17 protein-coding genes and 1 pseudogene are annotated in these 25,844 nt (G+C 60.1%); 7 read left to right on the forward strand and 11 right to left on the reverse strand.

The window, feature by feature from the left end:
• The first annotated feature begins 1 nt into the window (after position 1).
• Both B2A78_RS18865 and B2A78_RS18870 read left to right on the forward strand, forming a co-directional pair.
• Positions 2 to 4,510: a hypothetical protein gene (locus tag B2A78_RS18865; protein ID WP_077731580.1), complete on the forward strand. Its 4,509-nt coding sequence runs from the start codon at positions 2 to 4 to the stop codon at positions 4,508 to 4,510.
• Between the two features lie 43 nt (positions 4,511 to 4,553).
• Positions 4,554 to 7,034, forward strand: a complete 2,481-nt coding sequence (locus tag B2A78_RS18870) for a hypothetical protein (protein WP_077731581.1) — start codon at positions 4,554 to 4,556, stop codon at positions 7,032 to 7,034.
• A gap of 24 nt (positions 7,035 to 7,058) precedes the next feature.
• On the opposite strand, the pseudogene B2A78_RS18875 reads toward B2A78_RS18870, so the two are convergent.
• Positions 7,059 to 7,715: pseudogene (locus tag B2A78_RS18875) on the reverse strand (IS5 family transposase); the annotation flags it as partial.
• Positions 7,716 to 7,918: 203 nt separating this feature from the next.
• Positions 7,919 to 9,622: a glycerol-3-phosphate dehydrogenase/oxidase gene (locus tag B2A78_RS18880; protein WP_240502587.1), complete on the reverse strand. Its 1,704-nt coding sequence runs from the start codon at positions 9,620 to 9,622 to the stop codon at positions 7,919 to 7,921.
• Between the two features lie 77 nt (positions 9,623 to 9,699).
• On the opposite strand from B2A78_RS18880, the gene B2A78_RS18885 reads away from it, so the two are divergent.
• Positions 9,700 to 10,554 (forward strand): thermonuclease family protein, encoded by an 855-nt coding sequence (locus B2A78_RS18885; protein ID WP_077731613.1) that lies wholly within the window; start codon positions 9,700 to 9,702, stop codon positions 10,552 to 10,554.
• Between the two features lie 59 nt (positions 10,555 to 10,613).
• Here B2A78_RS18885 and B2A78_RS18890 read toward each other — a convergent pair whose 3' ends face one another.
• From B2A78_RS18890 to B2A78_RS18905, 4 genes are all read right to left on the reverse strand, one after another.
• The gene (locus B2A78_RS18890) at positions 10,614 to 11,471 is read right to left on the reverse strand and encodes an isocitrate lyase/PEP mutase family protein (protein ID WP_077731582.1); all 858 of its coding nucleotides are present in this window, start codon (positions 11,469 to 11,471) and stop codon (positions 10,614 to 10,616) included.
• Positions 11,472 to 11,530: 59 nt separating this feature from the next.
• Entirely contained in the window at positions 11,531 to 12,142 is a 612-nt protein-coding gene (locus B2A78_RS18895; protein WP_077731583.1) for a DUF502 domain-containing protein, read from the reverse strand.
• Positions 12,143 to 12,326: 184 nt separating this feature from the next.
• Entirely contained in the window at positions 12,327 to 12,908 is a 582-nt protein-coding gene (locus B2A78_RS18900) for a hypothetical protein (protein WP_143735224.1), read from the reverse strand.
• 246 nt (positions 12,909 to 13,154) lie between these two features.
• On the reverse strand, positions 13,155 to 13,361 hold the full coding sequence (locus tag B2A78_RS18905; protein ID WP_077731585.1) for a DUF2892 domain-containing protein: 207 nt from the start codon (positions 13,359 to 13,361) through the stop codon (positions 13,155 to 13,157).
• A 269-nt stretch (positions 13,362 to 13,630) separates the two neighbouring features.
• Here B2A78_RS18905 and grxC point away from each other — a divergent pair, with 269 nt between their 5' ends.
• The 4 genes from grxC (at position 13,631) to B2A78_RS18925 (ending at position 17,575) form a co-directional block, all read left to right on the forward strand.
• Complete coding sequence (gene grxC / locus B2A78_RS18910) at positions 13,631 to 13,909, forward strand: glutaredoxin 3 (RefSeq protein WP_077731586.1); 279 nt, start codon at positions 13,631 to 13,633, stop codon at positions 13,907 to 13,909.
• Between the two features lie 417 nt (positions 13,910 to 14,326).
• Positions 14,327 to 14,851, forward strand: a complete 525-nt coding sequence (locus tag B2A78_RS18915) for a hypothetical protein (RefSeq protein WP_240502588.1) — start codon at positions 14,327 to 14,329, stop codon at positions 14,849 to 14,851.
• 88 nt (positions 14,852 to 14,939) lie between these two features.
• Positions 14,940 to 16,688, forward strand: a complete 1,749-nt coding sequence (locus tag B2A78_RS18920) for a multicopper oxidase domain-containing protein (protein ID WP_077731588.1) — start codon at positions 14,940 to 14,942, stop codon at positions 16,686 to 16,688.
• A 14-nt stretch (positions 16,689 to 16,702) separates the two neighbouring features.
• The gene (locus B2A78_RS18925; RefSeq protein ID WP_240502589.1) at positions 16,703 to 17,575 is read left to right on the forward strand and encodes a cupredoxin domain-containing protein; all 873 of its coding nucleotides are present in this window, start codon (positions 16,703 to 16,705) and stop codon (positions 17,573 to 17,575) included.
• Between the two features lie 132 nt (positions 17,576 to 17,707).
• Here B2A78_RS18925 and B2A78_RS18930 read toward each other — a convergent pair whose 3' ends face one another.
• From B2A78_RS18930 to B2A78_RS25775, 5 genes are read right to left on the reverse strand one after another with little or no spacing between them, the layout of a single operon-like run.
• The gene (locus B2A78_RS18930) at positions 17,708 to 18,907 is read right to left on the reverse strand and encodes a hypothetical protein (RefSeq protein ID WP_077731589.1); all 1,200 of its coding nucleotides are present in this window, start codon (positions 18,905 to 18,907) and stop codon (positions 17,708 to 17,710) included.
• A 55-nt stretch (positions 18,908 to 18,962) separates the two neighbouring features.
• Positions 18,963 to 20,036, reverse strand: a complete 1,074-nt coding sequence (galK, locus tag B2A78_RS18935; protein ID WP_240502590.1) for a galactokinase — start codon at positions 20,034 to 20,036, stop codon at positions 18,963 to 18,965.
• 7 nt (positions 20,037 to 20,043) lie between these two features.
• Entirely contained in the window at positions 20,044 to 21,123 is a 1,080-nt protein-coding gene (gene galT / locus B2A78_RS18940) for a galactose-1-phosphate uridylyltransferase (RefSeq protein ID WP_077731590.1), read from the reverse strand.
• Entirely contained in the window at positions 21,110 to 22,885 is a 1,776-nt protein-coding gene (locus B2A78_RS25770) for a glycoside hydrolase family 2 TIM barrel-domain containing protein (protein WP_086135535.1), read from the reverse strand. Before B2A78_RS25770 ends, galT begins: the two co-directional genes overlap by 14 nt.
• A gap of 30 nt (positions 22,886 to 22,915) precedes the next feature.
• Positions 22,916 to 25,600 (reverse strand): FAD-dependent oxidoreductase, encoded by a 2,685-nt coding sequence (locus tag B2A78_RS25775; RefSeq protein ID WP_086135536.1) that lies wholly within the window; start codon positions 25,598 to 25,600, stop codon positions 22,916 to 22,918.
• Between the last annotated feature and the right edge of the window lie 244 nt (positions 25,601 to 25,844).

Here is a 25,844-nt window from a genome sequence, read left to right on the forward strand (position 1 = left end):
GATGAATAAACCGCTATTCGATACCAGTTTCGCGCTTCCCTCGGTAAACCCCGAGATTACGCCCCAAAGGCTCTGTCCCGGCAATGTTCCCCTGGTGCTGCTGCCGGTGCGACTGGAGACGCGTTTCTTCGAACTGCCCGACGGCTCAGCCACACTGCGGGTGCGCGTCTATCCCGACAAGATTCATATCGACACCCACCAGCCAGACCTCACGGAGGAAGAACAGGCCTTGGGAATGCAGTATTGGCAGCAGGATTGGGCGGCGGGAGACGAAACCGCCCGCGCCGACGCCTGGCATACCCTGGCCAGCCGCGTCGATGCGGAGCGCGCCGCGTGGATAGCCCGGGTACTGCAGCCCACCAACCTCGCCCAGCGCCCCAAGGAGCCGCCGGTATTCCCGCCCCTGCCCCCGGTACGGGGCGAGCATGCGCCGGTGGCCCGGCTGCTGCCGGACCGCTGGACCGCCGTACTGCACTCGGGAGGAACGGTCGCGTTGACGGCCACCGGAAACGACATTCAGCGAGAGCTCGCGGTCGGCCTTAACCCGAATGTGTCCGACGATAAAACCGACATGTCGGCCGGTGCCGGCGACACGCTCGCCCTGGATGAGGACATGATGTGGCTGGTGGACTTCGACAAGGCCCAGTCGGCCGGAATGGCGCTCACCATGACCGTGCCGGCGGCCGTTCTGGAAACCGGCATCGACGGTCTCATGGTATTCGGCGTCGCCGACTCGCCGGACACAGCCGATACGGCCAACCGGCTGGCCGATCTTCTCGATGCGCACCATTACACCGACGGGCTCGAGTTCCTGCGCTTCGGAACCCCCACGAACAACACCGACGATAGGCGCGCCGGCTACAGCACGGATGATCCCGGCCACCGCCGAAGCTTCGCCAACGAGGTCGTCGCGAATCCCGAAAACACGCCGAACGCGCGGCTCGTCGGGACGGTGCTCGGGCTGCCGCCGGAACGGATCGCAACCACCCTGGGACGCGTGGGCCAGGCCGGCCAGGACCACGAACGCGACCTGCGCAGCATGAATGCCGCGCTATGGCAGGTCGGCTGGGGCTATTTCCTCAGCAACATGATGGGCGCGGAAACCGGCCTCACGGCCGAAGCGCTCGATTGGGCGCGCAACCACTTCCTGAACTACGTGCGCAGCGGCGGTCCCTTCCCGTCCCTGCGCTGCGGAACCCAGCCCTATGGCATCCTGCCGGTGACGTCGCTGGACTTATGGACGCCGGAGGCGGGCGAAGCTTCCGCCGCCCGGGAATCCCGGCTCAAAGAGCTGCTGCTCGCCATGCGCAACGAAGTATGGCGCCCCGTCGTGCACCTGGTCGCACGCATCGGACTCCGGCAGGAAACGCCCGGGAAGGCCGATCCTGACAGCGACCTCGCCGACGTCATGCGAACCGATGGCGTTTCGCACGGACATCTCACCCGCAGAGTGCTCGGCCGGCATTATCTCGAGCACCTGTACGCGCTGGCCGGGCGGGACTTCAGCCCGCTCGCGGTAGCGCAAGGCGAGATTTCGGCCAAGCTGATCGATCGCTTGAAGCTGACGGTGCAGAAGCTTCCCCGCCTCGCGCGCTGTTTCCTGGACACGGCACCCGTGCCGGTGACCGCTCCCCTGGTGCACGCGGGAGAAATTTCGCCGTGGCAGCGCCTGGAGTCCAATTACATCAGCGCGCTGCTCGAAACCACGAGCATCGAGGCATTGATCACGCTCGATCCGCCGCCGAGTCCGAGTCTTTTGTATGCGCTGCTGCGTCACGCACTGCTCCGCGAAATCGCGGAAGCCGCCGCGCGCATGGCGGCAACCGTGCCGGACAAACAATACGCGACGCTCGACCTGCTGCGCGATTCCGAACTGGTCGATCTGGTCGACGGGTCCATCATCGGCTACACGGTGCAGAAGCCGGCGGACACGCTGCACTGGAAGCGCCAGCTCGAAATCCATGGCGTTCCGGGCCTTCCCGCCGACCAGACGATCGGCCGGTATCTCGAAGACTGGCTGCAGGCGCGCGCCGGCGGCAACCATCCGGCCGTCGCGGCGCTCGGCGAATTCCGCGCCGGCCTGGCCCATCTGCAGATGCTGGACACCGAGTCGCTACACTATCTGATGCAGTCCACGCTCGATCTCTCCTCGCATCGGCTCGACGCCTGGATCACCTCGTTCGCCACCAAGCGCCTGAAAGCGATGACCCCCGGCGGATCGCCGGGTGTTTACGTGGGCGCCTACGGCTGGGTGGAAAATCTCCGGCCGGCGCATCGGGCGGAGCCGATTCCCGCCGAGCTGTTGCCGCCGGGGGAGCAGGCACCGGAGGAGCAGGCGCCGCTGTATCCGCTGGCCAATGACAGCGGCTTCATTCATGCCCCCTCGCTAACCCACGCGTCCGCGGCGGCCTTGCTGCGCAATGCGCATCTCGGCCCCGACGGAGTCCCGCAGCCGGATGGATCGTTTGCCATCGATCTGTCGTCGCGGCGGGTGCGCGATGCCTCGCGGCTGCTCGAAGGCGTGCGCCAGGGACAGCCGCTGGGCGCGCTCCTGGGCTATCGGCTCGAACGCCGCCTGCATGAAGCCGGGCTCGATCATTTCATCGCGCCGCTGCGAAAAATCTCACCGTTGGCAGTCCGCAAGCGGGAAACCGACGCCTGGCCGAACGAGATCTTCAAAGCCAACGCGGCCAACAACGTGGTGGACGGACTAGAGCTGTTCCGAGCATGGAAGGCATACCGGAATAGCATCGCCTTTGAGATCAGGAACGTGGGGAGCGACGACGAAAGGTTCCGGGTCGAACGTGAGATCGAAGCGCTCGGCGATGCGATCGACGGTCTTGGCGATGCACTCGTCGCCGAGGCGGCGTACCAGATCGCTCGCGGCAACACCCCGCGCCTGGCCAGCACGCTGTCGGCCATCGCCCTGGGGGATGCGCCGGTACCGGAACTGGAAGTGGCCCGCATCCCTCGCACCGGCACCTCGCTGACCCATCGCGTGCTGGTGCTGTTCAGCGGCGTGTCGAATGCCGGCGGCGGCTGGACCAACTCGACCACACGCACTGTCAACGAGCGCTGGCTCAATGCCTGGATCAGGCTGTTGCTGGGCGATGCGCGCAAGGTGCGGTGCACCGTCGAGCGGCTCGACGACACCACCGGCGCGGTGACGGAAACCGCCGTTTTCCCGTTGAGCGATGTGCCGATGTCTACCCTAGACTTCGTGTACAGCGTACAGCCCGGGGGCCAGTCGGCCACGGCCGACGCGTCGCCCTGCCTCGCCGAGCAGCGCGTGCTTTATCATGCAAGACGCCTGGCGAACGGCTTCGGCAACGACGCCGGGGTGCGGCTGCAGCACGAGCGGCCGGCCGATCTCGCCGCCGGAGAGACGACGCTGTTCGACGTGCTGGAGCAGGCACGCGCCATTCGGCGCTTGCTCCAGGGCGCACGCGGACTGCGTCCCGAGGACCTGAGCCCGCCCGACCGCCCGCATCAGTCCACGCTCGATCTGGCGGACCTGGAAGCACGTGTCGTGCGATACGAGAACGGCCTGAATGCCGCCCACAAGACGCTCGCAAGCCTGGTGTCCAAGGGCGCGGAGACCCTCGCCGAGGATTTCCGGACGGCGATACTGAACCTCGGCCATTTCAGCGTCGAGCCGGCCGTCCCCGGCGTCGCGGTCGGCGACACGCCCGAGATTCGCAGCGCCTTGGCCCGGCAGGCGGCCGCGATGCTGAAGGTCAGCGGACCGCGCTTGGAACAGGGCGCCGCGCTTCGAACCCGGGTTGCAGCAACCGACCCCCGCGCGCGCTGCGACCAACTGCTCGAACGCGGACGCGCCGTCTATGGCGCCGAGTTCGTGTCGCTCCCAAGCTTTACCTGCGACGCTGCCGGCGCCGCCGAACTCAATGCCGCACTCGCGGCCGGCACCCGGCAACAAGGCGGCGATCCGCTCGCCGTCCACGGCTGGTTCATGCGCGCCTCGCGGGTGCGCGACGCCCTGGCGCCTCTCGGCCTGTGCCTGCAGACGGCGGAAGTCTTCGCGACCGGCGCCCGCCTGGACCTTAATGTCGCGCAATTGCCTTTCAACGCGGAAGAGCGCTGGGTAGGCCTGCCGGGGGCCGGGAAAGAACTGCCTCCGAGCAAGCTGTCGCTGGTGGTGCAACCCATGACGGCAATCGATGCCGCCCTGCCCTTGTCCGGCCTGTTCATCGACGAATGGGTGGAGGTGGTGCCGAACAAGGAGGAAACGACCGCCCTCACCTTTCAGTTCGATCCGCCCAATGCCTTCCCGCCGCAGAACGTGCTGATCGCCGTGCCCCCGGTTCCGGGCCAGGACTGGACCACCGAAACCTTGCGCTGCGTGCTCGCCGAGACGCTCGATCTGGCCAAGCTGCGCGCCGTCGACACGCGCCTGCTCGGCGCGGCCGCGCAGTATCTGCCGGGCATCTACGTGCCCTTCAATGTCGCGGACGACGCGGTCTCGACCGACTTCGCGCCGCTCACGGCCTAATTCAACCGCCGCCACCAACGAAATAGATAGAGGAAACGACGTAATGGCAGGACTTTTCGTTTTCGTAGCCAGCCCGGCCCAGTACAGCATGGTCGGACGGAGCATACAGTTGTCCGGTTCGGTTGGAGGCGCCGGTAGCGGTTCCGTCTCCTGGGTTAGTATCCAGCTCGGCGCCGGGGGACCTACAGTGAAGCCCAACGGTCGCGAGAATTGGAGTTGGCAGGGACTGATCCCAAACAACATCCGCCCGGGCCAGGCGTTTCAGATCATCGTCACTGCCAGCGGAGTGATACAGACCAAGGGTTGGCCGGAACCGGAATACGAGACGGTCGACGGACAAGCCGTCCTCAACGTCGTGCTCGAAAACGTGGTGCCGGAACTGACGGTCGATTCGTTCCAGTCGCCCGTCGTGGTGACGCAGTTCCCCTATGTTTTCCAGCTCGAAGGATCCGCATCGGAGGCTAAACCCGAGATCTACGGCGTCCCCCAAGTCCAGTATCGGATCGGAAACGGTGCGTTCGTGGCCGCGAGTCCCGTCGTTGGCAACGCGGCTCGCTGGACTGCGGCGGTTTCCGTGGCGACCAAAGGGGACAGTGTCATCACCGTGCGGGCGTCCGACAATTTCGGGTCGGTCACGACCGTCCAGAAAACCTTGACGGTGCTCGAGTATCCGATGCCGACCGAAGTCGATCCGAACGTAAAAACAACGCTGGCCGGCGTGCCGACGACGTCCTCGATTACCAGCTGGACGCGGCTCGAACCGCAGTGTTCCAACGCGGACATCGGTTCCAGTTCCAACGCCCGCCTGTTCGATCCGCTATGGCTCATGACGCGGCAATGGCAGATCGGCGAATTCCAGGGCGAGGATACCGGCTCGCCGGTGCAGGCGCGGGTGCGGGCAACGGGCGCACTGCTCACGCGGTGCTATTTCGGGGAGTTGCCCGAGAATAACAAGGCGCCTCCGTACGACCCGACGCTCGAACCGCTCGAGGCCGTGGTGGAACGCCGGCGCATGCGTCCCGCCGGCGCCGACGATTCCCGCATGCTCACGCTGGCTGTGGAAGCCGGGCTCCACTTCCTGCGCATGCTGGAACGCAACGCGACGGCGAAGAAATATCGCCCGGCATTCCTCGCCCACTATGTACTGCAACCGTCCCTCACGCTGCCGGCCGACGACGCCGGCCGGCGCTTCGTCCAGACCATGGTCGGTCGAGCGCCCGACGCGCGCCGGCTCGCGTCCGCGTTCCGCCAGCCGGACTCGTCCCAGATCGTTTTCGATGCGGCGCTTAACATCGCGGCAGCCGACCGTGCCCCGGTGCAGCAGGTCGCATCGGCTTGGCTGGCCTGGTACGACGGGCTTTTCACCGAGCCTGGGGCACCGTCCCAGGACGCCTGGATGCCGTCGCGCCTCGAGTATGCCGTGTCGGTCGCCACCCGTTTGTCCGCCGATCCGCAGGACGCGCTGACCTTCTCCGCCAGCGAATTCGATGGCGGCCGACTCGACTGGAGCAGCTTCGACATCAATAAAACAGCCGGTGTCGACACCACCGGCGACGTGTATCCGATCGCGCTCACGGAAACCACGATGCCCGCGCCGGTGAGCTTTCACGGCGCGCCCGCTCCGCGTTTCTGGGAACTGGAGGACGCGAAAATCGCCTACGGTCTGGTGTCGGCCGGACCGGCGGATGTGGCGCAAATGCTCATGATCGAGTATGCCAGCACCTACGGCAATGACTGGTTTGTCGTGCCGCTGAACTTGCCGGTGGGCAGCGTCACCCGCATCGACTCGCTGGTGGTGACCGACACCTTCGGCGTCCGCAGCCTGCTGCGTCCCATCGGAGATCCGGAACTGCCGCAGCCCTTCTTTTCCCTGTGGCAGAATTCGACCCTGCGCCGTGCGGGCAAAAGCCTCGGGGAAGAGTTACCGACCGGCGAGCGGATCGGCGCTCCCGTCCCCAATCTGTTCTTTCTTCCACCCACGCTTGGCCGGACCATCGACGGCGCACCCCTGGAAGACGTGCTGTTCATGCGCGACGAAATGGCCAACATGGGGTGGGGCATCGAGCGTAGCATCGAAAGCGCCATCGAAACGCCGCTCAAGCTGGCAAGCGATCCGGCGCAGGCCAACAGCGCTCCGCCCCCCTCCACCGCACTGCCGCGCTATCGGCTGTCGACGACCGTGCCGGACAACTGGATACCGCTGCTGCCCGTGCAACCGAATAACACCGACAACGCGGTTTCGCAGCTCCGGCCCGGGGCCGTACTTCAGCCGAATTCCACGGCAAAACCACAGTTCGCCCGTAGCGAGGTGCTCAAGGCGTTGAGCACGCAATGGCTCTACGACGAGGAGGTCCCCCGTGAAGGCGTGCATATTACGCGTCGGCGCCATATGACGCGTTGGATCGATGGGTCGACCTGGGTATGGACCGCGTTCCGCAGCGAAGTCGGCACCGGGGAAGGATCGGCCGGTCTGCGCTTCGACCAGATCGAGGATGGCGGTCGGTCGGAGCAGGGATTCGATTGACGGTTCACGCTTTATTAGAGCGTGTTATGCACTTTGCAGGAGTAGCGAGGCCTTGACGAGCATGAGGACGGCGAACACCACGAAGTGCAGGCCCGCCAAGGTTTCGGCTAACCGCTCGTAATCGCGAGCCAAACGCCGAAAACGGGCGATCCAACCGAAACTCCGCTCCACCACCCAGCGCCGGGGCAACAGCACAAAGCCTCTTTTGACCTCAGGCAGCTTGACCACTTCCAGCCGAATGCCGTGCTGGCGGGCGACCTCGGCTGCCTCGTCACCGGCGTCGCCCTGGTCGACAAACGCCACTTCCACACCTTGTCCCGTGACTTGTTGAACAGAGCGCGCCAGTTCCGCCACCTGCGCCCGTTCCGGCTCATTGGCCGGAGTCACCAGGAGCGCCAACAGATGGCCCAAGGTATCGACGGCCATGTGGACCTTGCTGCCCTTCTTGCGTTTATAGTCATCGTAACCGGCACGCGACCCACTCTCACAATTGGGTCGCAGCGTTCGCCCATCCAAAATCGCGGCTTTCGGCTGCGATTTTCGCCCCTGCGCCAGACGCAAAATTTCGAGGCGATCGTGCACGATCGCCTCGAAGCAGCCCGCCGCGAGCCAACGCTGGGTCTGTTGATAAACGGCTTCCCACGGCGGCAGGTCATGCGGCAACATCCGCGAAGGCGCGCCGGCCCGCTTGGCCGGGACATGGAATGCGTTCGGAGAGTTGAAAAAATAGAGCCTCCCGGCGGGAGGATTCCGCCCGGCCACGGAAATTCGCCTCCAGATCGGTTGATTGTTACAAAAGGAGCGTAACCGGAGATCGGCCGGGCAAGTCGCCGGAGAGTGGACTGCTCCGTACCGGCCGGATGCGTGCGCAACGGATTTCGGTGTTAAACCCGCTTCCGGAATCTAAGAAAACTATCCAGGCATTTCCCGATTTCAAGTCTTTGACGTGCTTTGTCCCATTCCAGGATCGGAGCGATGTCGGCTGCAATGGCTTCCATCTCGTCGGGAGAAAAGCGATGTAGAACGAGCAAGGGCGAACGACGCCGCAGGAGATCGTCCAAGTGAACGATCATTTCATTACGGGCGCAATGAAAAAGATCGGCGACAATGAATGGCAAGTCCGACAGAGCACGCGAACCCAGGGCGTTGTTCCGCTCGATAGATTGGAAAATCTCCTCGATCCGCCTGCCATGGCGGAAACCCAACCAGCGAATCTCTTCGGCTCCGAGCCCTAAATTCCGGCCCCGCTCCACCGAGTTCCGAAGCCATTCCGAATAGTTTTGGTCGGGAGCCCAAGGGAAAGCCAGACCCGCTGTCATGCAAGGGCGTCGAACACCCAGCTTTCGGCAAACTTTATCGACGATCGCCGCGGCGTCGTAACGCGCCGAGGTAAACTTGCCGCCCACCGAGACCAGCACGCCATTATTCAACTCTTTCAAAGTCCACTCGCGACTCAGCGCCGATGGCGCGAGCCCCTGTTTGCCCTTCAGCACCCGGAGACCGGCAAAGCCGCCGAGTATATCCTCTTCGCGCCATTGCACGGAGCCGAGCACACGGTTTGCCGATCGCAGCAAATAATCGACATCCTCCCGCTCCACGTCGACATCCTCGGGATTGCCCGCATAATCCGTATCGGTAGTGCCTAGCAGCGTTAGGCCATACCACGGCACCAAAAAGATCACCCGGCCGTCCGTTTCCGAAAAGAACAGCAAGGCATCCCTACCGGGCAAACGAGGCAAGATAAGATGAACGCCTTTACACAGACGACAGGCCTTGGGCGAAAAACCGGGCGCATCTTTCACCCATGCACCGGTGGCGTTGACCACACAGCGGGCATGCACCGGCGTCTGCTCCCCTGTCACTTGATCCTTGACGATGACGCCCGTCACTCGCCCGTGCCGCTCTTCGTAAGCTATGGCACCGCAATAGTTGACCGCCACGGCACCGGCTGCCAAGGCTCCGTCCACCAATTCCAGCACGAAGCGGGCATCGTCCGTCTGCGCATCTCCGTAAACCCACCCGCTATCCAAATCCGTAACGCGGAGCCACGGGAAACGACGTGCAAATGCCTCGGCGCTCAAACGCTCGTGGCGTGCTTCCGAGCCGGCGATACTTCCCAGCAGATCGTAGATCGACAGCCCCAGACGAAGCCGCCAGGATGCCAAGCGATCTTTGCGATAAACCGGGACACCGAAACGTAGCGCTTCGACCCGGTGCGGACAAAGCCGCATCAGCCGCTGCCGCTCGTTCAACGATTTCCGAACCAGTCCGAAATGCCCCTGCGCGACGTAACGCAGCCCGCCGTGGATCAGCTTGGTCGATGCCGAAGACGTACCTCCGGCCCAATCCCCCCGGTCGATCAAAGCCGTTGACAATCCGCGCAAGGCGGCATCATAAGCCGTCCAGGCGCCATAAATGCCGCCACCGACGACCAGCAAATCGAAGGTCTTGTTCTTAAGATCGGAAAATCGCCGCTGCATGGTCGTAATAGCCTTGATGCCCCATACTTCCTGGACCGATTCCCAGGATGTTACACTCGCGCCGCCAACGATCCTGACGTGGAGAATATCCCCGCTCTGGCAATACACACAAGCAAGTCGATCTCATTTTCCGACCATTCAAGGCTTGTCGCTCAAATGTGGCCATGGATCCGATCGTCATACCGATGAAAAAATCACCACCGATCCGCCTTCGATCTCTCTTCCTGATCGTCGCGGCCTTTTTGCCGATTCTCTACGGCCCGGCGCAAAGCGATGAAGTTTTCCGCTGGAAGGACGAGAAAGGGCGCGTTCATTACTCCGATCATGCCGCCGAAGGTGCCGAACCTACAAATATCGACGCGGCACCAGCGGTTCACGCGGTAAAAGCGGTATTCGACGGCGACACCGTCTTGCTCGACAATGGGGAGAAAGTCCGGCTGCTTGGAATCAATACACCCGAAGTGGACAGCCCAAGGAAGATCGGTGAAGCGGGAGGCGAAGAGGCAAAGCTCTGGCTCCAACGACGCTTGACGGGCCGAACGGTGCGCCTGGAGCATGATATGGAGCTTAGGGACAAGTACCGGCGGCTATTGGCCCATGTCTTCGCCGACAACGGCGAACACATCAACCTGGCGTTGATAGAAGCGGGCTTGGCTTTTGTAGACATTCATCCGCCCAATCTCAAATATGCCGAAGCCTTGACTCAGGCCGAGAGTGGAGCAGAACTGGCTAAACGCGGCATTTGGGGAATGCCGGATTACCGGCCGAAGCCAGTGGAAGCGCTGATTGTGCGGCCGACGCTACGCGGCTGGCAGCGTTTGACAGGCGCACCGTCCGCTATCGTCGAAAGCAAGCGTTATTTCCGCTTGAAATTTTCCGATCGATTCGAAGTCCGCGTCCCGAGAGAAAACCTCAACCTATTCCCTCCCTTGGAGACCTATCTGCGCCGGAACGTTGAAGCACGGGGTTGGCTATCGCGTCGACGCGGCGATTATTCGATCTTCGTCCGACATCCGAGCGCGCTCACCATCCGAAGATGATTGCTGGAAATCCGGTCTTGACCGGCGTATCGCATCGAGCGGCGTGCCTGAACTTCGCTTCAATACTGATAACGGTGCTCCTCCTCGTAATACTGAGGAAATCCGACAGCCGCTTTCAACTCCTCGAATTCCATGATGTTCTCCGGCATCCGCCCCTGCCTGAGGCTGCTCAAAGCCTCACGCATGGCGCGGATGCCGGCATTCAGCAAGGTTAGAGGATATACCGCGATCTTATAGCCTATCGCCTCCAGCTGTTGGGGCGGCAAGACCGGAGTCTTGCCGTATTCGATCATGTTGGCCATCTTGGGCCCGTCAACTTCGGCGCAGTAGCGATGCATTTCCTCGACGCTTTCCGGAGCTTCCAGAAAAGTGATATCGGCGCCCAACTCCCGGAATAATCGACAGCGTGCGATGGCTTCCTCCAAACCTAACACGGCCCGCGCGTCGGTTCGCGCCATGATGAGTATGTCGTCGCCGGCATTGCGTGCGTCAACCGCCGCACGGATTCGCATTGCGGCTTCGTCCCGGCTCACCACCGCCTTTCCCTGGGTGTGACCGCAACGTTTCGGAGCCAGCTGATCCTCGATCATGATGCAAGCAAATCCCGCCCGAGCGTAGCCTTGCACGGTGCGCTTTACGTTGAGTGCATTGCCGAAGCCAGTATCCCCATCGCCGAACATCGGAATAGAGACGGCGGCACAAATATTCCGGCCCTGTTCCACCAGTTCCCCGTAGGAAATCAAGCCGGTATCGGGCAGACCGAGGCGCGCCCCGGACACGGCAAAACCACTCATAAAGCCCATCTCGAAACCGGACTCCTGGATCAATTTGGCCGATATGGCATCGTGGCAGCCCGGCATAATGCGGATACCAGGCGAGGCAAGAAGCTCTTTCAAACGGGCGGTAGCGGAAGCCATACGTTTTTCTCCTCGGAAGTCGGCCATGAATCGAATACCCGATCAACCGGAAACGGCGATCATTGCGACGCCTTATCGGCGTTCAGTTCGAGGCGGGATGCTTCGTTGGGTCTGGGAATGTCCACGCCGAGACTGATGACGAAACTCGACGCCTCCTCGATGCTCATCTCGGACACTCTGACCTTCGATTCGTGGACGATTACGGTAAAGCCCGAGGTCGGATTCGGCGAGGTCGGAACATACAGCACCAGGTAATCGTCGACCCGGTTGGTTACATAGGCCGGCACCCAAATGCCTTCCTTAGGATATTCGATGTAAACCACGTCGCGCAGCTTTTCCTTCTCATCGCCCCGAAACAGGTTCAGTATTTTTTTGGTAACCCGGTATATCGTGCCGAGCAGCGGAATACGGTTAAGCAGACCCTCCAGGTAGTACCACACATGCGCTTTATCCTGCTTGAGCAAATAACCGAAATACGTCAGGACCAAAATGGCCGTCGTAAACAAGCCTATGGGGATAAAGAAGTTCTCGTAACGCCCGAAGATGCTCAACACGAAGTCTCGAAGCAATCCTTCGACCGCGATTACGATCTGTAGGATGATAACGATGGGAAGTACACCCAATACACCGATAAGAAAATAGCCAAAGAATTTCTGTAATGTCTTTTTCATTTTATTACCAGCAACTTTGGTGACGAAATTTGCAATTCGAGAAAAACGGCATCGACGAGCGATATCTCCGTCGGCCTGCTCCCGGACCGAAGAATATGCTCTACAGAATAAAGCGTAATTAGGACGATGTCAGTTTTGGAGCGTCGAAAAAGATCGATCGGGTTTGAGGGCGGGGTTGTGAAAATCAGTCTTCAACGGGCTCCACGGTTATCGTGACCGCTTCAGTGTAGGTGAGTTCCACTTCATCCCCTGCCCCTAAGTTCTTTATGTACTTTCGGAGCTGAGGATTTCGCACCTCAACCGTGTGCACGCGACCGCTCGGGCTCGAAATCGTCACTCTGTTCGCATCGTGATCAACGGACAAGACTTTCACCGTCGCCCTGACCGAGCGCCCTACCGATCCGGCCGGACGCTCTCCGGACTGTGTTATCGAGCTTCCTTCTCCAACTTTGACATCCTTTGCACCCTCGCCGGGATTTTTGATCTCGGCCGCAAGCGCCTCGTAATAACCGATGGTCACCTGATCGCCGACTTTCATTTTGGCGAGATTTTCAACTTTCGGGTCGATGTGTACGGCGAATCCGTTTCCGTTTGCGTCCGTCAAAAAGACCTGACGGCTTTGCAAATCGATCTCTTTGACCGTTGCGGTGGTTTGTTTGGCATTTGCGTAAAGCTGTTTCGGCTCTTGAGCGGCGCACGCCGCCAGAGCAGCCAGAATGACACTGTTGAGCACTCTTCGAGCGATCGAAAACCAGATGCTGTCCATCGCGACGCTCCGTCCATGACAATCCGAACAAACATCCGAGCTGAAATTGCAGCCCGACCAACGCCGATAATCGATGCCTCCGATGCGATTCCCGCACAGATGCCCCTTCATAAAGCAACTTCACGGCGTCGGCTACGGTTCCCCTCGTCATGGAGCGTCCCACGCGATCACACGACCGCATCGCCTGGAAGTCGACGTCCTCGAATAAAATTAGACAGCTCCGCTAGGAGGAAGGGTTCCCCGTTTTCAGGACTCTTTGAATCCAAGTCTCTTTAAAATGGTTTCCAAAGGACAAATTTTGGTAAATCCGCTCTGAAACAAGTTGGCTCCGACAAATGCTGTAAACCAAAGCCAGTTCTTGTTTACGAATATCGGGCTGGCTTCCGCGCCAAGTGCCAACGATAGCAAAACAAAAAATCCTGCGAAAATTCTTACTAAACGATGTGTAGTCATAGCAGCCTCATGTTAGAATTCTCTAATATATCAAACTCGAGCCCGCGATAAAGTACGAGTTCGCCGATGAATCGAGTGTGACGCACGTCGGCGCATGATCTGCAAGACTCATTCGGAAAAGCGAGCAGAAAACGGTCCTGTCGCGGATAGTATCAAACGGGTTTTTTTGGTGAACTCAGCTGCCTTGATGGCGAAGAAACCAAATTTCGAACATCGATGGAATATGGGACGGCTCTGAACGCTGGCCGCACATTCGAGGAAAATATTGGATGGCTAATGTAATCATGTACAGCTCAGCCTTCTGCCCCTATTGTGTCATGGCGGAGCGCTTGCTTTTGAAAAAAGGCGTCGAGAATATCCAAAAGATCAGGGTCGACCTGGAGCCGGAACTCCGCATCGAAATGATGGAAAGGACAAAACGCCGCACGGTACCCCAGATTTACATCGGCGAAACTCATGTAGGGGGTTATGACGACCTCGCTGCCCTGGAGCGTGTCGGCCAGCTTGATCTCTTGCTGGCCAATGCTCGAGGGCATGGCAACGATTAGAAACTCCCCTCGCTCTGGCTTAGCTTTCAACTAAGAATCGTTCCGTATCGAAAAGCGGTTGAAAGGTTTTCCAGCGGTGAATTATTGACTTGTCTCAAAACTAAATTCGCGAATATCTGTCTTTAATACCAATTCGTTCTGCTGTACCGGATTAGCGCCAATCCAAACGGCAAGAAGCAGACAACGCGGCGTGCGTTGGACCGAAACATTGTGCATGGCACCCTGCTTATGTATATTTACCTATTCCTTTAGCTCATTCGGAGGCGAGGGGAAGTCGAGAAACTACGAGCCTTTCATTAGGCCCGCTTCAACAACGTAATACAAAAATCCGATAATCCATCAAGTGAGGGAAGAGATATGCGTAAACTAATTTGCTTCAAAGAGTGCTTGCTCGCTCTGAGCCTGCTCGTTTCCGCCGTGATCCCCGTATCGAGCTGGGCGCACGGAGGAGCCTCCGGCGTCGATTTGGATGCTTGCCGCATTCCGGTCGGCCCGCACTGGGTCCATTTCACCGCTTACCAACCGCAGTTGACTGGAACAACCGAATACTGCGATTCCATTCCCGAAGTTGGTTCAGCCACCCTGGTATTCGATTACGAAGGGAAGGCGTTGCGAAACATGACGGTTGAATTTGAAATCACCAAGGAACCGCAAGGAACCCGCGTCTTTTACAAGGAGCCGTCGACCTATCCGACCGGCACCGCCAACACCACAATCAACTTCACCGAGCCTGGTAAGTACTTGGCCCATGTGACCCTGGTCAATGAAGGGCAAAAGGTGGACGCCCACGTACCCTTTAGTGTCGGAGCCTCCGCATCCGGGCCTTCGACCAGCACTTACTTGGTCATTGCCGTCATTTTGATTGCGGCCGGCTATATCTTTTATCTTTCCAATGCGTCGTTCAAAGGCGCCGTAGATCGGATGTTGAAAAAGACCTCTTAGGAACTTTTAGGTCGGATCGATTGACTAAGCGCAAGCCGTCGCCAATCTTAGTCAAGTCTTCGAATCTCTGTTCCCAACGGTACTCAAAATGCAGACACGCTCCCTCGTATTCTTGTTTGGTTCGGCCCTGTTGAGCTTATCCACCGGTGCCGGAGCCGTTACTTCTCCACCGCCCAGCGCCAAAGTCCAACTCGGCCAAGCAGAACCTTTCTGCAACAGCGGGGTTCCTAGCGAATGGCGCAAAGCTCAAGTCATCGAAGGCGTAAACATTCAAGAATCGAGGGTCTGCAACGCGGATAATCCGGCAGACATCGCGGCGTTCGTGAAGGGAACCAACAACATATCCATGCAAACGATCATGGATACGTCCAGCTTAGCTGCGGATGCGATCACGAAAACCAATGATATGGATGGCGACGGTGACCCCGACCATATCATCATTAAAGTCGAAATCATGGAAGTAAACGGGCACTCGCCGGATTTCGCCGGCGTAGTACCCACCTTCGATATCGCACCCGGCATACAACCCAGCTTCTGGGTCTTCGCTCCGAAAACCCGCGATATGTCGACGCGTAGCTTCGCAAGCGTGGAAGCAAATCCGATGCTGCGCATGCCGTCCGCACCGATACGCGTCGAGCAGGGCGACGTGGTCTGGCTGGTCGTTGAGAATACCCACTACTTCCCTCACTCGATACACCTTCACGGCGTCGACCACCCCTTCATGGACCACGGCGGCGAAGGCAACGATGGCGTTGGCCAAACCAGCCAAATGGATATCATGCCGGGCCAAAGCAAGACTTACGTGATCCGGCCACGTCAGCCCGGCACTATGTATTATCACTGCCACGTCCAGCCTCATACGCATATTCCGATGGGGCTTGCGGGCATGTTTATAGTGGAAGAGAACCGGCCGAACAACTGGGTTCAAACCTTTAACGTGGGCGCCGGCCAAGTTCGCCATCCCTCCGTAGCGGTATTGGAAAAATTCAGCCAGGAATACGACCTGCACTATCAGTCGGTCGACAAAGATCTGCATAAACTTCCGCAGGCAGCCAACGATCCCCGCCTGATCGCGAGAGCGATGAACCAGGAGTATGACATCACGGACGCGACTGACGACTATTTTCTACTGAACGGACGCTCCTTCCCGTACACGCTTCGGGAGTCGCTCATTACGGTTAACCCGAACGAGAAGATCAAGCTGCGCATTTTGAACGGCCATACCGAGACGCTTGCGCTTCATACGCATGGCCACAAGGCGACCGAAACTCATTATGACGGGGTCGAACAGAACCCCAGCGCTCAGGTGACCCGTGATGTTTACATGATGGCGCCGGCCCAGCGGCTGGACCTGTCGATCAATACGACGGATGACGGCTTGCACAGCTTCGGGTCCGGTATATGGATGTTCCACGACCATGTCGAAAGATCCTTCACCACCGACGGCATGGGCGAAGGCGGCAGCATCAGTCTCATCGTGTACAAGTCTTATCTAGAGGAAAACGGCACGCCGAAAACTCACGGCATGGATTTGACTCCGTATTTCACCAAGGAATTTTGGGAGAGAAAAATACCCGTATGGCAAGACTGGGCAGATGACTGGGGCAGCTTGGCTGAGCCTGCAGGCATTCAAACAGCGGCTGCGGCAAGCGTGACCGGAACGACCGGAGTTAAATCTGCGCCAGACGTGGTCGCCACCGATACGTCATCCAATCCGCTGGGCAGCCTTTTCAATGGACTGCTGTTCGGTATTGCGGGTTATGTGCTCTATCTGTACCGGGAACGCGTACTCGCTGTAATCAGCCAACTCGCGTCCCAGGCCAAAGGCAAGCATTGAGGCAGTCGAACGTCATGTCAAAGTTTACGCATCTCATAATCTTCGGCGCTTTTCTGACCGCTTCGTCGGCCCATGCCGCGAAACAGCAGGAAATCGTAGAACATAAGTTATTGATGGATCACGGTGATGGCCACCTCATGGATATGGATGGCGGCATGGTCATGGGCCAAAACAAGGATAAGCTGCCCGGTGGCTGCGACAAGATCAGCGGGGACGAAGAGATCACCGTACGGGCCGGGCACAAGTATTCAAAGAAATTTCCCGGCACCATGTTCGCGTTCGACAAGCAGGAGTGGCGCATTAAGCCCTGTACGCGCCTCACGGTGCACTTCATCAACGAGGACAATATTCGCCATCAATGGATGATGCATGGATTGCCCAAGTATTTGTACGACAAGGGCATGTTCCACTTGGAGGTAACCGGCCCAGCCAAAATAAGCGGTACGCTGATCGTGCCCAAGGAAGACAAGACCTATCTGGTGCACTGCGACATCGCCCAGCACATGGAAAAGGGAATGAAAGGACAGCTGGTCGTTGGGAAAGGCGGCGGCACGTTTCCCAGTATCCCCGGTCTGACCGACTTCGCCATTCCCGACAATTACGGCCCAACGCAAATAGCGGCTACTACGTCGGCGCAGCCTGCAGTTACTCAACCTACAGCGGCTCAACCGCTGCCGGCGCCTCAATCTTCGTCCAATACCGGCACATTCATTATCGGCCTAGCCCTCGGCTTGTTCGCGACACCATTTGCCGTGAGCAATTTCAAGCAGCGCTTCAAAGGCATGAGCTCGAAAGACGTCGTCATCTATGGAGCCAACCTCGGCAAGAGCCTGTTTGATCAAGCCGTCCATTTAGCAATCTCCTTATACCGCCGCTTCAAGAAGTAAGCCAGGCCACACTCCCGTTGCGAGGCGCCTCACTCAGCCTGGAAGAGCCTTGCAACGGGCAAAAACCGTCCTCCTCATACGCAAAAATACCCGCTGTAACCGTCCGCAGACGGCAGGCCGAATCGGCTTCATTCACCGAAGGCCGGCTTGCGCCTCCGGATGCTGCAACTTGCATTCTTCCCGGTTGAGATGGCGTTGCGCCTCCAGAAAATCGTCCAGATACGCCTGATTGATCACCCGCCGCAAAACGCCTTCTTCGTCGGGTTCCACGTCCCATAGTCCGCTATTGTGCCAGTGATGGTCGTTTTCCCAGTCGGTGCGGTCGACTATCGGGTACAGACAGACGCCTTCCACCGGTACACCCAACTGGCGCGCCCTGCACACCTCTTCGGCAATTTCCCGTATCCATTGCCCCCGACCGGCGCCGACATGGCTGGTCTCGCCGATGATCATGGGGACCTGATAACGCTCGTACACCTCTTGCAACAAGCGGTGCAGCGGCATCCGCCTTGGATCGCCGAGGTGCCAGTGGAGACGGTCATTCGTTAGATACTCCCACTGATTGGAGTGATAATAGTTGACGCCGATGATGTCCAGGTACTTCGGGTCCCCGCCCAAATCCTCGTCGCGGGAGCCGCGCAACATGTCCCAAGCCTCGAACATGGAAGCGCGCTGCGCCCGCGCCGCGTCTTCCAAATCGGGGCGGCCGGGCGGCGCGATGATGTGGATGATAGGATCGATATGGATGATGCGCGCACGAGGATCCACTTCCCACACCGCTTCAATCGCTTCGATGGCGGCCCGAACGAGCTGGCGCTTCAGTTCGTTGTCCCGGCCCTTGCTGTGAACCGCGTACGGGTACATCAAATCGCTATGACAAACCGCCCAGCAGATGAAGGATATTTCATTGATGGGCGAATATACGGGTTCCGCATTGCTGTGATCGGCGATGAAGCGCGCAGCTTCGGCGGAAAAGCGGGCAAAGCGATGCACGAAAGCCGGCGAAAACAGGTCCAGGTCGTCCGGCCAGCCATAATGGCAAAGGGTCCAGTTGACCTGGACGCCGTGCTCGTTGGCCGCGCGCAACATGGGAGCGAGCGAGGAAAAATCGAATCGCCCGCCGCGCTCGATCAGATGCCAGCGTACGCTTTCCCGAACGACCTGAATCCCGACTTCGCGCAGCATGGCATAGTCGCTGTCCACCAGGAGGTCATGGTGCGTGGAATGCACCATGTCCAGACGCTTGCCGGATGAATTGATATGGCTGGCTCCCTCGAATCCTGCCATCCAAAAGGACTTGAGAAGTGCCGGAGCGATGTGATCGGTCGTCATTCAGCAGCCTCGTTGTATGAATTGCGGTCGATTAAGAGCTACGGGGGGCACGGGATTACACCAGCACGCGGCCGTCATGCCCTTGAGCGCGGTAGGCGGCAAGGGCCGTCGCCTTCACCGCGGCGGCTTGCCCCGCCTTCGCCAGCGCCACGCAGGCACCGCCGAAACCTGCGCCGGTGAGCCGGGCGCCGTAGACGGCCGGCTGTTTTTGCAATAGCTCCACGAGAAGATCGAGGGCCGGAACAGACACCTCGTAGTCATCACGGAGGCTTGCATGGGACGCATTCATCAGCTCGCCGAACTCCTCGGCCGATACGCCGGACACCGCCACGAGCACGCGCTGATTTTCGCTGAAGACGTGACGCGCGCGACGGTTCAAAGGTTCCGGCAGGCTCTCCGTAATCGCAAGGTCGCCGATATCCCTGAGGGCCATGACACCCAATCGGCGAGCGGCTTCCTCGCATTCCTGGCGCCGCTGGTTGTAGGCGCTAGCGGCCAGGCGGCGCGGCACGCCGCTGTCCAGCACGATCAGTTCGGCGTGCTCCGGCAGGGGCAGCAAGCGGCGCTCCAGCGTCCGGGTGTCCAGAAACAGCATGTGCAAGACATCGCCGAAGCTCGCCGCCATCTGATCCATGATGCCGCAACGGACCCCGGCGAACCGGATTTCGGCTTGCTGGGCCAGGAGAGCGATGGCGAGGTCGTCTATATCGAGCTGAAACAAACCGCGTAATCCCCTCAGCACCGCGACTTCCAGGGCCGCGCTGCTGGATAGCCCTGCCCCGATCGGAACCTCCGAGCGGATCAGGAGGTTCACCGGAGCTATGGCGCAGCCCGCTTCCCGAAGCACTTCAAGGCAACCTGCGACATAGCCGGTGAACCCATGGGCAATGGCGCCGCCCGCGCGGTAGCGAACCAGTTCGTCGAAATTCGCCGAATAAAATCGGCACCATTCGTCTTGGCTCCGTGCCATTTCGACCTGGGTCCTCTGCGGAATCGCGGTGGGAAGAACATAGCCGTCGTTATAATCGGTGTGTTCCCCGAGCAGATTCACCCGGCCCGGCGCGCCGGCTTCGAGCTCGGGTTCGGAACCGTACAGTTCGGAGAACTTGAGGTGGTCTGCTCCCATCATTCATTACTCACCAAGCCACCGCTATCGCCTTGAGTTCCCTTGCCTTTTCTTCCGGCAATGCGTCATTCGCGAACATGCCGGCGGCGAGCTCGGTGCCGGCCAGATATTTCAGCCGGTCTGCGGTACGGTAGGGCGGATAGAACTCGGCATGGAGATGGCACTCCGGATGCTGGCGCCGATCGACCGGAGCCTGGTACCAAGCCATGAGATAAGGGAATGGCCGCTGCCAAAGCCCGTCGTATTTGAGCAGAACCGTTTTCAGGGCGGCGGCCAGATCGGCCCGCTGCTCGGAATTCAAAGCCAAGAACGACGGAACCGCGACAATGGGGGCCACCCACACTTCGTACGGATAGCGCGCCCATGCCGGCACGAATGCGATCGCGTGCTCGCCGAGATACAGCACCCGCTCGCCGCTCTTAGCCTCCGCTGCGATCAATTCCTGGAGCAACGAACCGCCGGTCTTCTCGAAATGCTCGGCTTCGTTCTGGTGAATGCGCTCGGGAAACGGCGGCACGAAGGGATAGGCATAGATCTGACCGTGAGGATGATGCAGGGTCACGCCTACCTCGGCCCCGCGATTCTCGAAAGGCAACACATAACGCACATCCCGGCGCATGGCGAGGACTTCCGTGCGGCGCCCCCAGACTTCCAGAAGCAACTCGATGTGATCCAAGGGCAATCGGCCTAGGCTACTCTGTGGGTCCTGGGTGAACACGACGACTTCGCAGTGGCCTTTGGCCGGAAGGGTGCTGACCAGGCTTTCGGGCGGATCGTGAGCCTTCCCGGTCAGTGCCGGAAAGCGGTTATCGAACACGGCGATGTCATAGTCGCCGCAGGGCAGTTCGGTGGGATTGTCCGGATCGTCCGAGGGTGCAAAAGGGTTGTACTCCGGCGGCGGATGAAAGGTGCGCCCTTGCCGATAGGCAGCATAGGCCACCCATTCGCCTCGCAGGGGATGCCAGCGGAGGTGGGGATTGAGCCCTTCCGGGGCGGACAGCAGCGAGGGCTGGATATTCCAGGCGATGGGCCGACGGCTGTACAGGCTCAGCGTGCGGCCGTCCGCTTTCATGAGATCACGGGTGTACATAATTGTTTCCGCGCACCGCGCGGGCTATGTCTTCCACCGGCATCTTCGGAGTGCGATCGTCGAATAAGAGGCCGTTGGCCTCCTGGAATGTGTCCGCGAACTGCGTGTAGCAGAAGCCGCTGAACATTGCGGTTGAGCGCACCGCCTCGATGATGGCGCAGGTGCGCTGCTTGTATTCCTCGAGATCGTCGTAGCGTTGATAGCCCCAGCCACGGTCGTAGCGTTCGTCTCCGGGCCGAATGTAAGCCACGCCGCCGAACTCGGAAAGCAGCACCGGCTGGCCGCGGTGAGGGTGCCCATCCAGGGTCAGAATGCGCCCTCCGGCCCAGCGCCGGTCGACCACTTCCTGCAATTTGACCTCGGGTCCGTAACGGGCGCGGATATGGTCCGGGTTACCGTCGTAATCGTGTACGCCGATAATGTCGGTGGCGGAACTTTCCCAACCGTCATTGCCGATGACGAGACGGGTCGGATCCAGAGACCGGGTGAGGTGATAGAAGGACTGAACCGCATCCTGCGGCGCCGGCAACGCGGGCAGATCGGGAACGCCCCAGGATTCGTTGAAAGGCACCCAAATCACCACGCAGGGATGGCTGATGTCGCGCTCGATGACCTCGGTCCATTCTCTCAGCAGCCGATTCAAGGCCTTGTGGGTAAATCGATAGGCACTGGGCATTTCGGTGAAAACCAGGAGGCCCAGCACATCGGCCCAATACAGGTAGCGCGGATCCTCGATCTTCTGATGCTTGCGCACCCCGTTGAAGCCCATGGCCTTGGCCAGCTCCACATCGCGCTTCAACGCATCGCTCGTGGGTGCGGTCATCAGCGAATCCGGCCAGTAGCCCTGGTCCAAGGCCAGGCGCAGAACATAAGGCCGGCCGTTCAGCAAAATGCGCTCCCGCTGTGCGCCCACAGACCGCAGAGCGGTGTAGGAATACACTTGATCGACCACTTGCCCTTCGCAGAGCAGCTTTATTTCGGCATCGATCAGCGTAGGCCATTCAGGAGACCAGAGCAGTTCGTTGCGGAAGTCGTCGATGCCGGGATCGGACAACCCGATCCGTCGATGCACCTCGCCGCCGATGACGTGATAGGTGTCGTTCGCGAGAATTTGCGCACCGCAGCGGAGACATACGGAGACATAAGTCTCATCGGGGTGCCTCCCGGTGACGTAAGCATCGAAGGTGATGTCCCAGCGCTCCACGCTGGGCGTCCAGCGGATTTTTTCGATGTAGTTGTCGCCCACGAATTCCAGCCACACGGTCTGCCAGATGCCGGTGGTACGTGGATACCAGATGCTGTGGGGCTCCAGCCGCCAGTCCTGCTTGCCGCGCGGCTTTTCGAGATCATGAGGGTCATCCTCGGCCCACACCGTGATGCGCTGCCTGCGACCGGGCGCCAGTGCGAAGCTGATGTCGGCGCCGAAGGGCGTATGCCCGCCCTGGTGTTCGGCCACCTTGACGTCGTTGACCCAGACCCGAGCCTGCCAGTCGACCGCGCCGAAGTGCAGCAGAACCCTGCCGCTGCGATTTTCCGGAAGATCGAACTCCCGCTGATACCAGCACGCCCGGTGAAAACCCGTGTCGGCGATGCCGCTCCGCTGGCTTTCAGGGGCGAACGGCACCTCGATGGTCAAAGGCCAGTCGGGCACGTCGCGCGGTATCCGGAACGCCAGTTCATCGTCGAACCGGAAGCGCCACGGACCATCCAGCGATATCCAGTCGGGGCGCCGCAGTTGGGGTCTTGGATAGCGGCTATCCATACCGATCCTTCTACATGTCATCGCGCCGCTCTAGAATTTCAGCGCGCCCTCCGCGGCCGCCGCTGCAGCCAGGAGCACCGACTCGGAAGATGAACTCATCTTGTGTTGCGCGCGCTTAGTCTGCCGCTCCCGCACCGCCTCGGCGGCCCGCTTTCCGGCGAGGAAGGCGTGATCGGAATTGTAATACTCCCATTCGCTGTAGCGCCCGGCCAAAAGGATGTCGTGTTCGGCAAGCCAGTCCCGGATCAGCTTCACGTTTTCGGCACGGACATGATCGTAAATGACGTAAGCATGCGGCAGGTCCACTTGGTGGGCAGCCCAAATCGGGTCGTCGGGGGTGAACATGCCAACCCTCTGACAGTCTCGAATGCAGCGCTCGATCAAGGCGTCACCGTCGCAGGGCAGCGGTTTCGCGGGCGAATAGGTGATCTCGCAGGTGAGGCCGAAACCGCCCGGCGCATTGCAATGGGGGCTGGCGTTGCCCTGCACGAAAATGCGGTGAAATACCGTGTCCTCTGGGTAATAGATCCAATGCTTCTCGGTGAGATGGGGCCGGCCGATCCCGAGATTTACGCAACGTACCGAGACGTGGCGTAAACCCTCGCTCGCCCGGCGGATATGGACCGGCGCTTCCTCGCCGAGGCTACGGACCAGTACCGGCAGCGGCATCGTGCTGATCAAGTGGCCGTACTCGATCTGCATGCCATCGGTCAAGGTTGCGGTATGCCGGTGAGGAGAGATCGCGACCACCCCGGCATTGAGGCGGAGCCGATCGCACACGTGGGGAATAAAGCCGTTCATCAGCGCCTGAAACCCGCCCCGCAGGGGATAGCCGAACCGGGCGTTCGGTCCCATGGGCTTGGGCACCGGCCTCAAGGCGCCCTCGATCATGTCCTCCAGATCAGGCAGCGGTACCCGTCCGCCCAGCCAGGAGGTTTCCATCGCCTTGAGATCCACCGCCCATAACTTGCGGTTGTAGGGGATAGCGAAATGCTTGGCGATGCCGGCGCCCCACACCTTATAGATGAATTCCTCGAAATTTGCGAAGCCTTCCGGCAGTCCTTTCCGAGTGTTCGCAGCACCCCAGCGGACGGTACTTTCCAGGATGCCGTCGCCGCAGCAATCCTTCACGTCCCCGCCCTGGCAATCCCAGTCACGGAGCGATTCCCTGCGGTTACCGCCCTGAGTTTTCCGTTCCTTCAGGGGGCCAAAACGGGCTTCGATGGCACCGACGAGACACTCCTTGATGACTTCGGGCGGCAGGCCGTACAGACCGCCCTGGAACGGATAGCGGGTGTACACGCCCTTGCTGTAGATCCAGGCTTCCCGATCCTGCCAGTGCACGTTGTCGCCCAAAAGCTTTCGGTATAGCTCGTGCACATACGCATCATTGGAAAACATGATATGCCCGGCATAATCGAAGGTGAAACCGTTCTCCTCGATGGAGCGGCACCAGCCGCCTATGCTGTCGTTGGCTTCCAGCAGCAGTGCGCCGGGGGCATGATAAGCGGCGGATAGGCCGGTCGGTCCGGCTCCGATGATGGCAATGTCCCACTGCTCGTTCTGCGATCGCATCGAGCGGCGGGAAGCGGGACCGGAGCCCCGCCGGCGTCCGTGCAGCACTTTGCCGATCTCGTTGGCCATGGACCGTGCGGTAGCATCCCAGGACGTATTCCGCAATACCTTGCGCATCGCCTCGATGCGCCGGGTGCGATCGCCCCCTTCCGTCAGCACCCGGTCGCAGGCCGTGACGAATTGGTCGACGCTATCCCCAAGGTGGACGATCTCCCCATAGGGCCCCGCCACGTCGGCGATGGGCGTGCCGACGATCGGTTTTTCCGCCGCCATGTATTCCAAGGTTTTGGTCGGACTGATGAAGCGGGTCGAATCGTTCCGGGCAAAGGGCAACAGGCAAAGGTCCCATCCAGCCAAGAATGCGGGCAGCTCCTCATAGGAACGCTGACCGAAGTAATGAAGGTTGGGGTGCCGTGGCAACTCCGCGGGATCGATCTTGGCGACGGGTCCGACCATCATCAATTGCCAGTCCGGCCTTGTCCGTGCCATGGCGTCCAGTAACGGCAGGTCGATGCGCTCGTCGATAACACCGAAGAAGCCGAGCCGCGGCCGGGGCAGATCCGCTTGCTCGGGATGATCCAGGCCGGCTTCGCGAGCCTTGCCGAAGTGGGCCGCATCAACGCTGCTCGGAAAGCAGTGTACGTTGGGATGGCGGTGCGCCTTGGCGCGATACAGGCTGGGGCCTCCGGTGAATACCAGGTCAACTGCGCGATAGGCCTCCGCTTCGAACTCCAATAGATCGGGAGAGGCGCCCTTGAAAGCGGACAGCTCATCCATGACGTCGTAGACCATCGCCGTGGGCTTGAGCCGACGGGCCAAAGGCAGCGCCATGGGTGTGTAGAGCCAAACCAGGCCATTGCGCAGTTCCTCGCGCTCGCTCAAGTCGTCCATGAGCGGCTCCAGTTCCGTGAACTGGCGATGGTTGAAGCCCGGGTCGAGAATAGGCGTGAAAGGGGTGGCAACAAGCACCCCCGGAACCGGGCGATGAAACTCCCAATGCGCGGCTTCAGAGTGTAGCGGCTCCTCGATAAAGACAGTGGAAAAATGCTTGGCCAGGCGAGACAGCAGATGTTGAGGGCGTTGCCAGACCCAATTCCAACGTAGGTGGGAAAATACGGTCATCTTGGGTGTTTTTTCCATGAGCCCTCCTTGGAAATGGATTTTTCTGCTGCATCGCGAAAAATAGACTATCCAATGAGACCGGGTCCGTTTGTTCGCGGTTCCGAAGTACGGAGAACGCGAAACCCGCTCCAACATCGAATCAAGCGCTAAATCCTTGTTTGTCGGCATGTTCAACGCCTACATAATCCTCCTGATATACGGGACAGCCCCTATTCACCCGAGGTTTCGATCCGCTTAGCATCGGGTCGGATAACTGGCGGTT

The organism is Methylocaldum sp. 14B (genome assembly GCF_002005105.1).
Lineage (GTDB): Bacteria > Pseudomonadota > Gammaproteobacteria > Methylococcales > Methylococcaceae > Methylocaldum.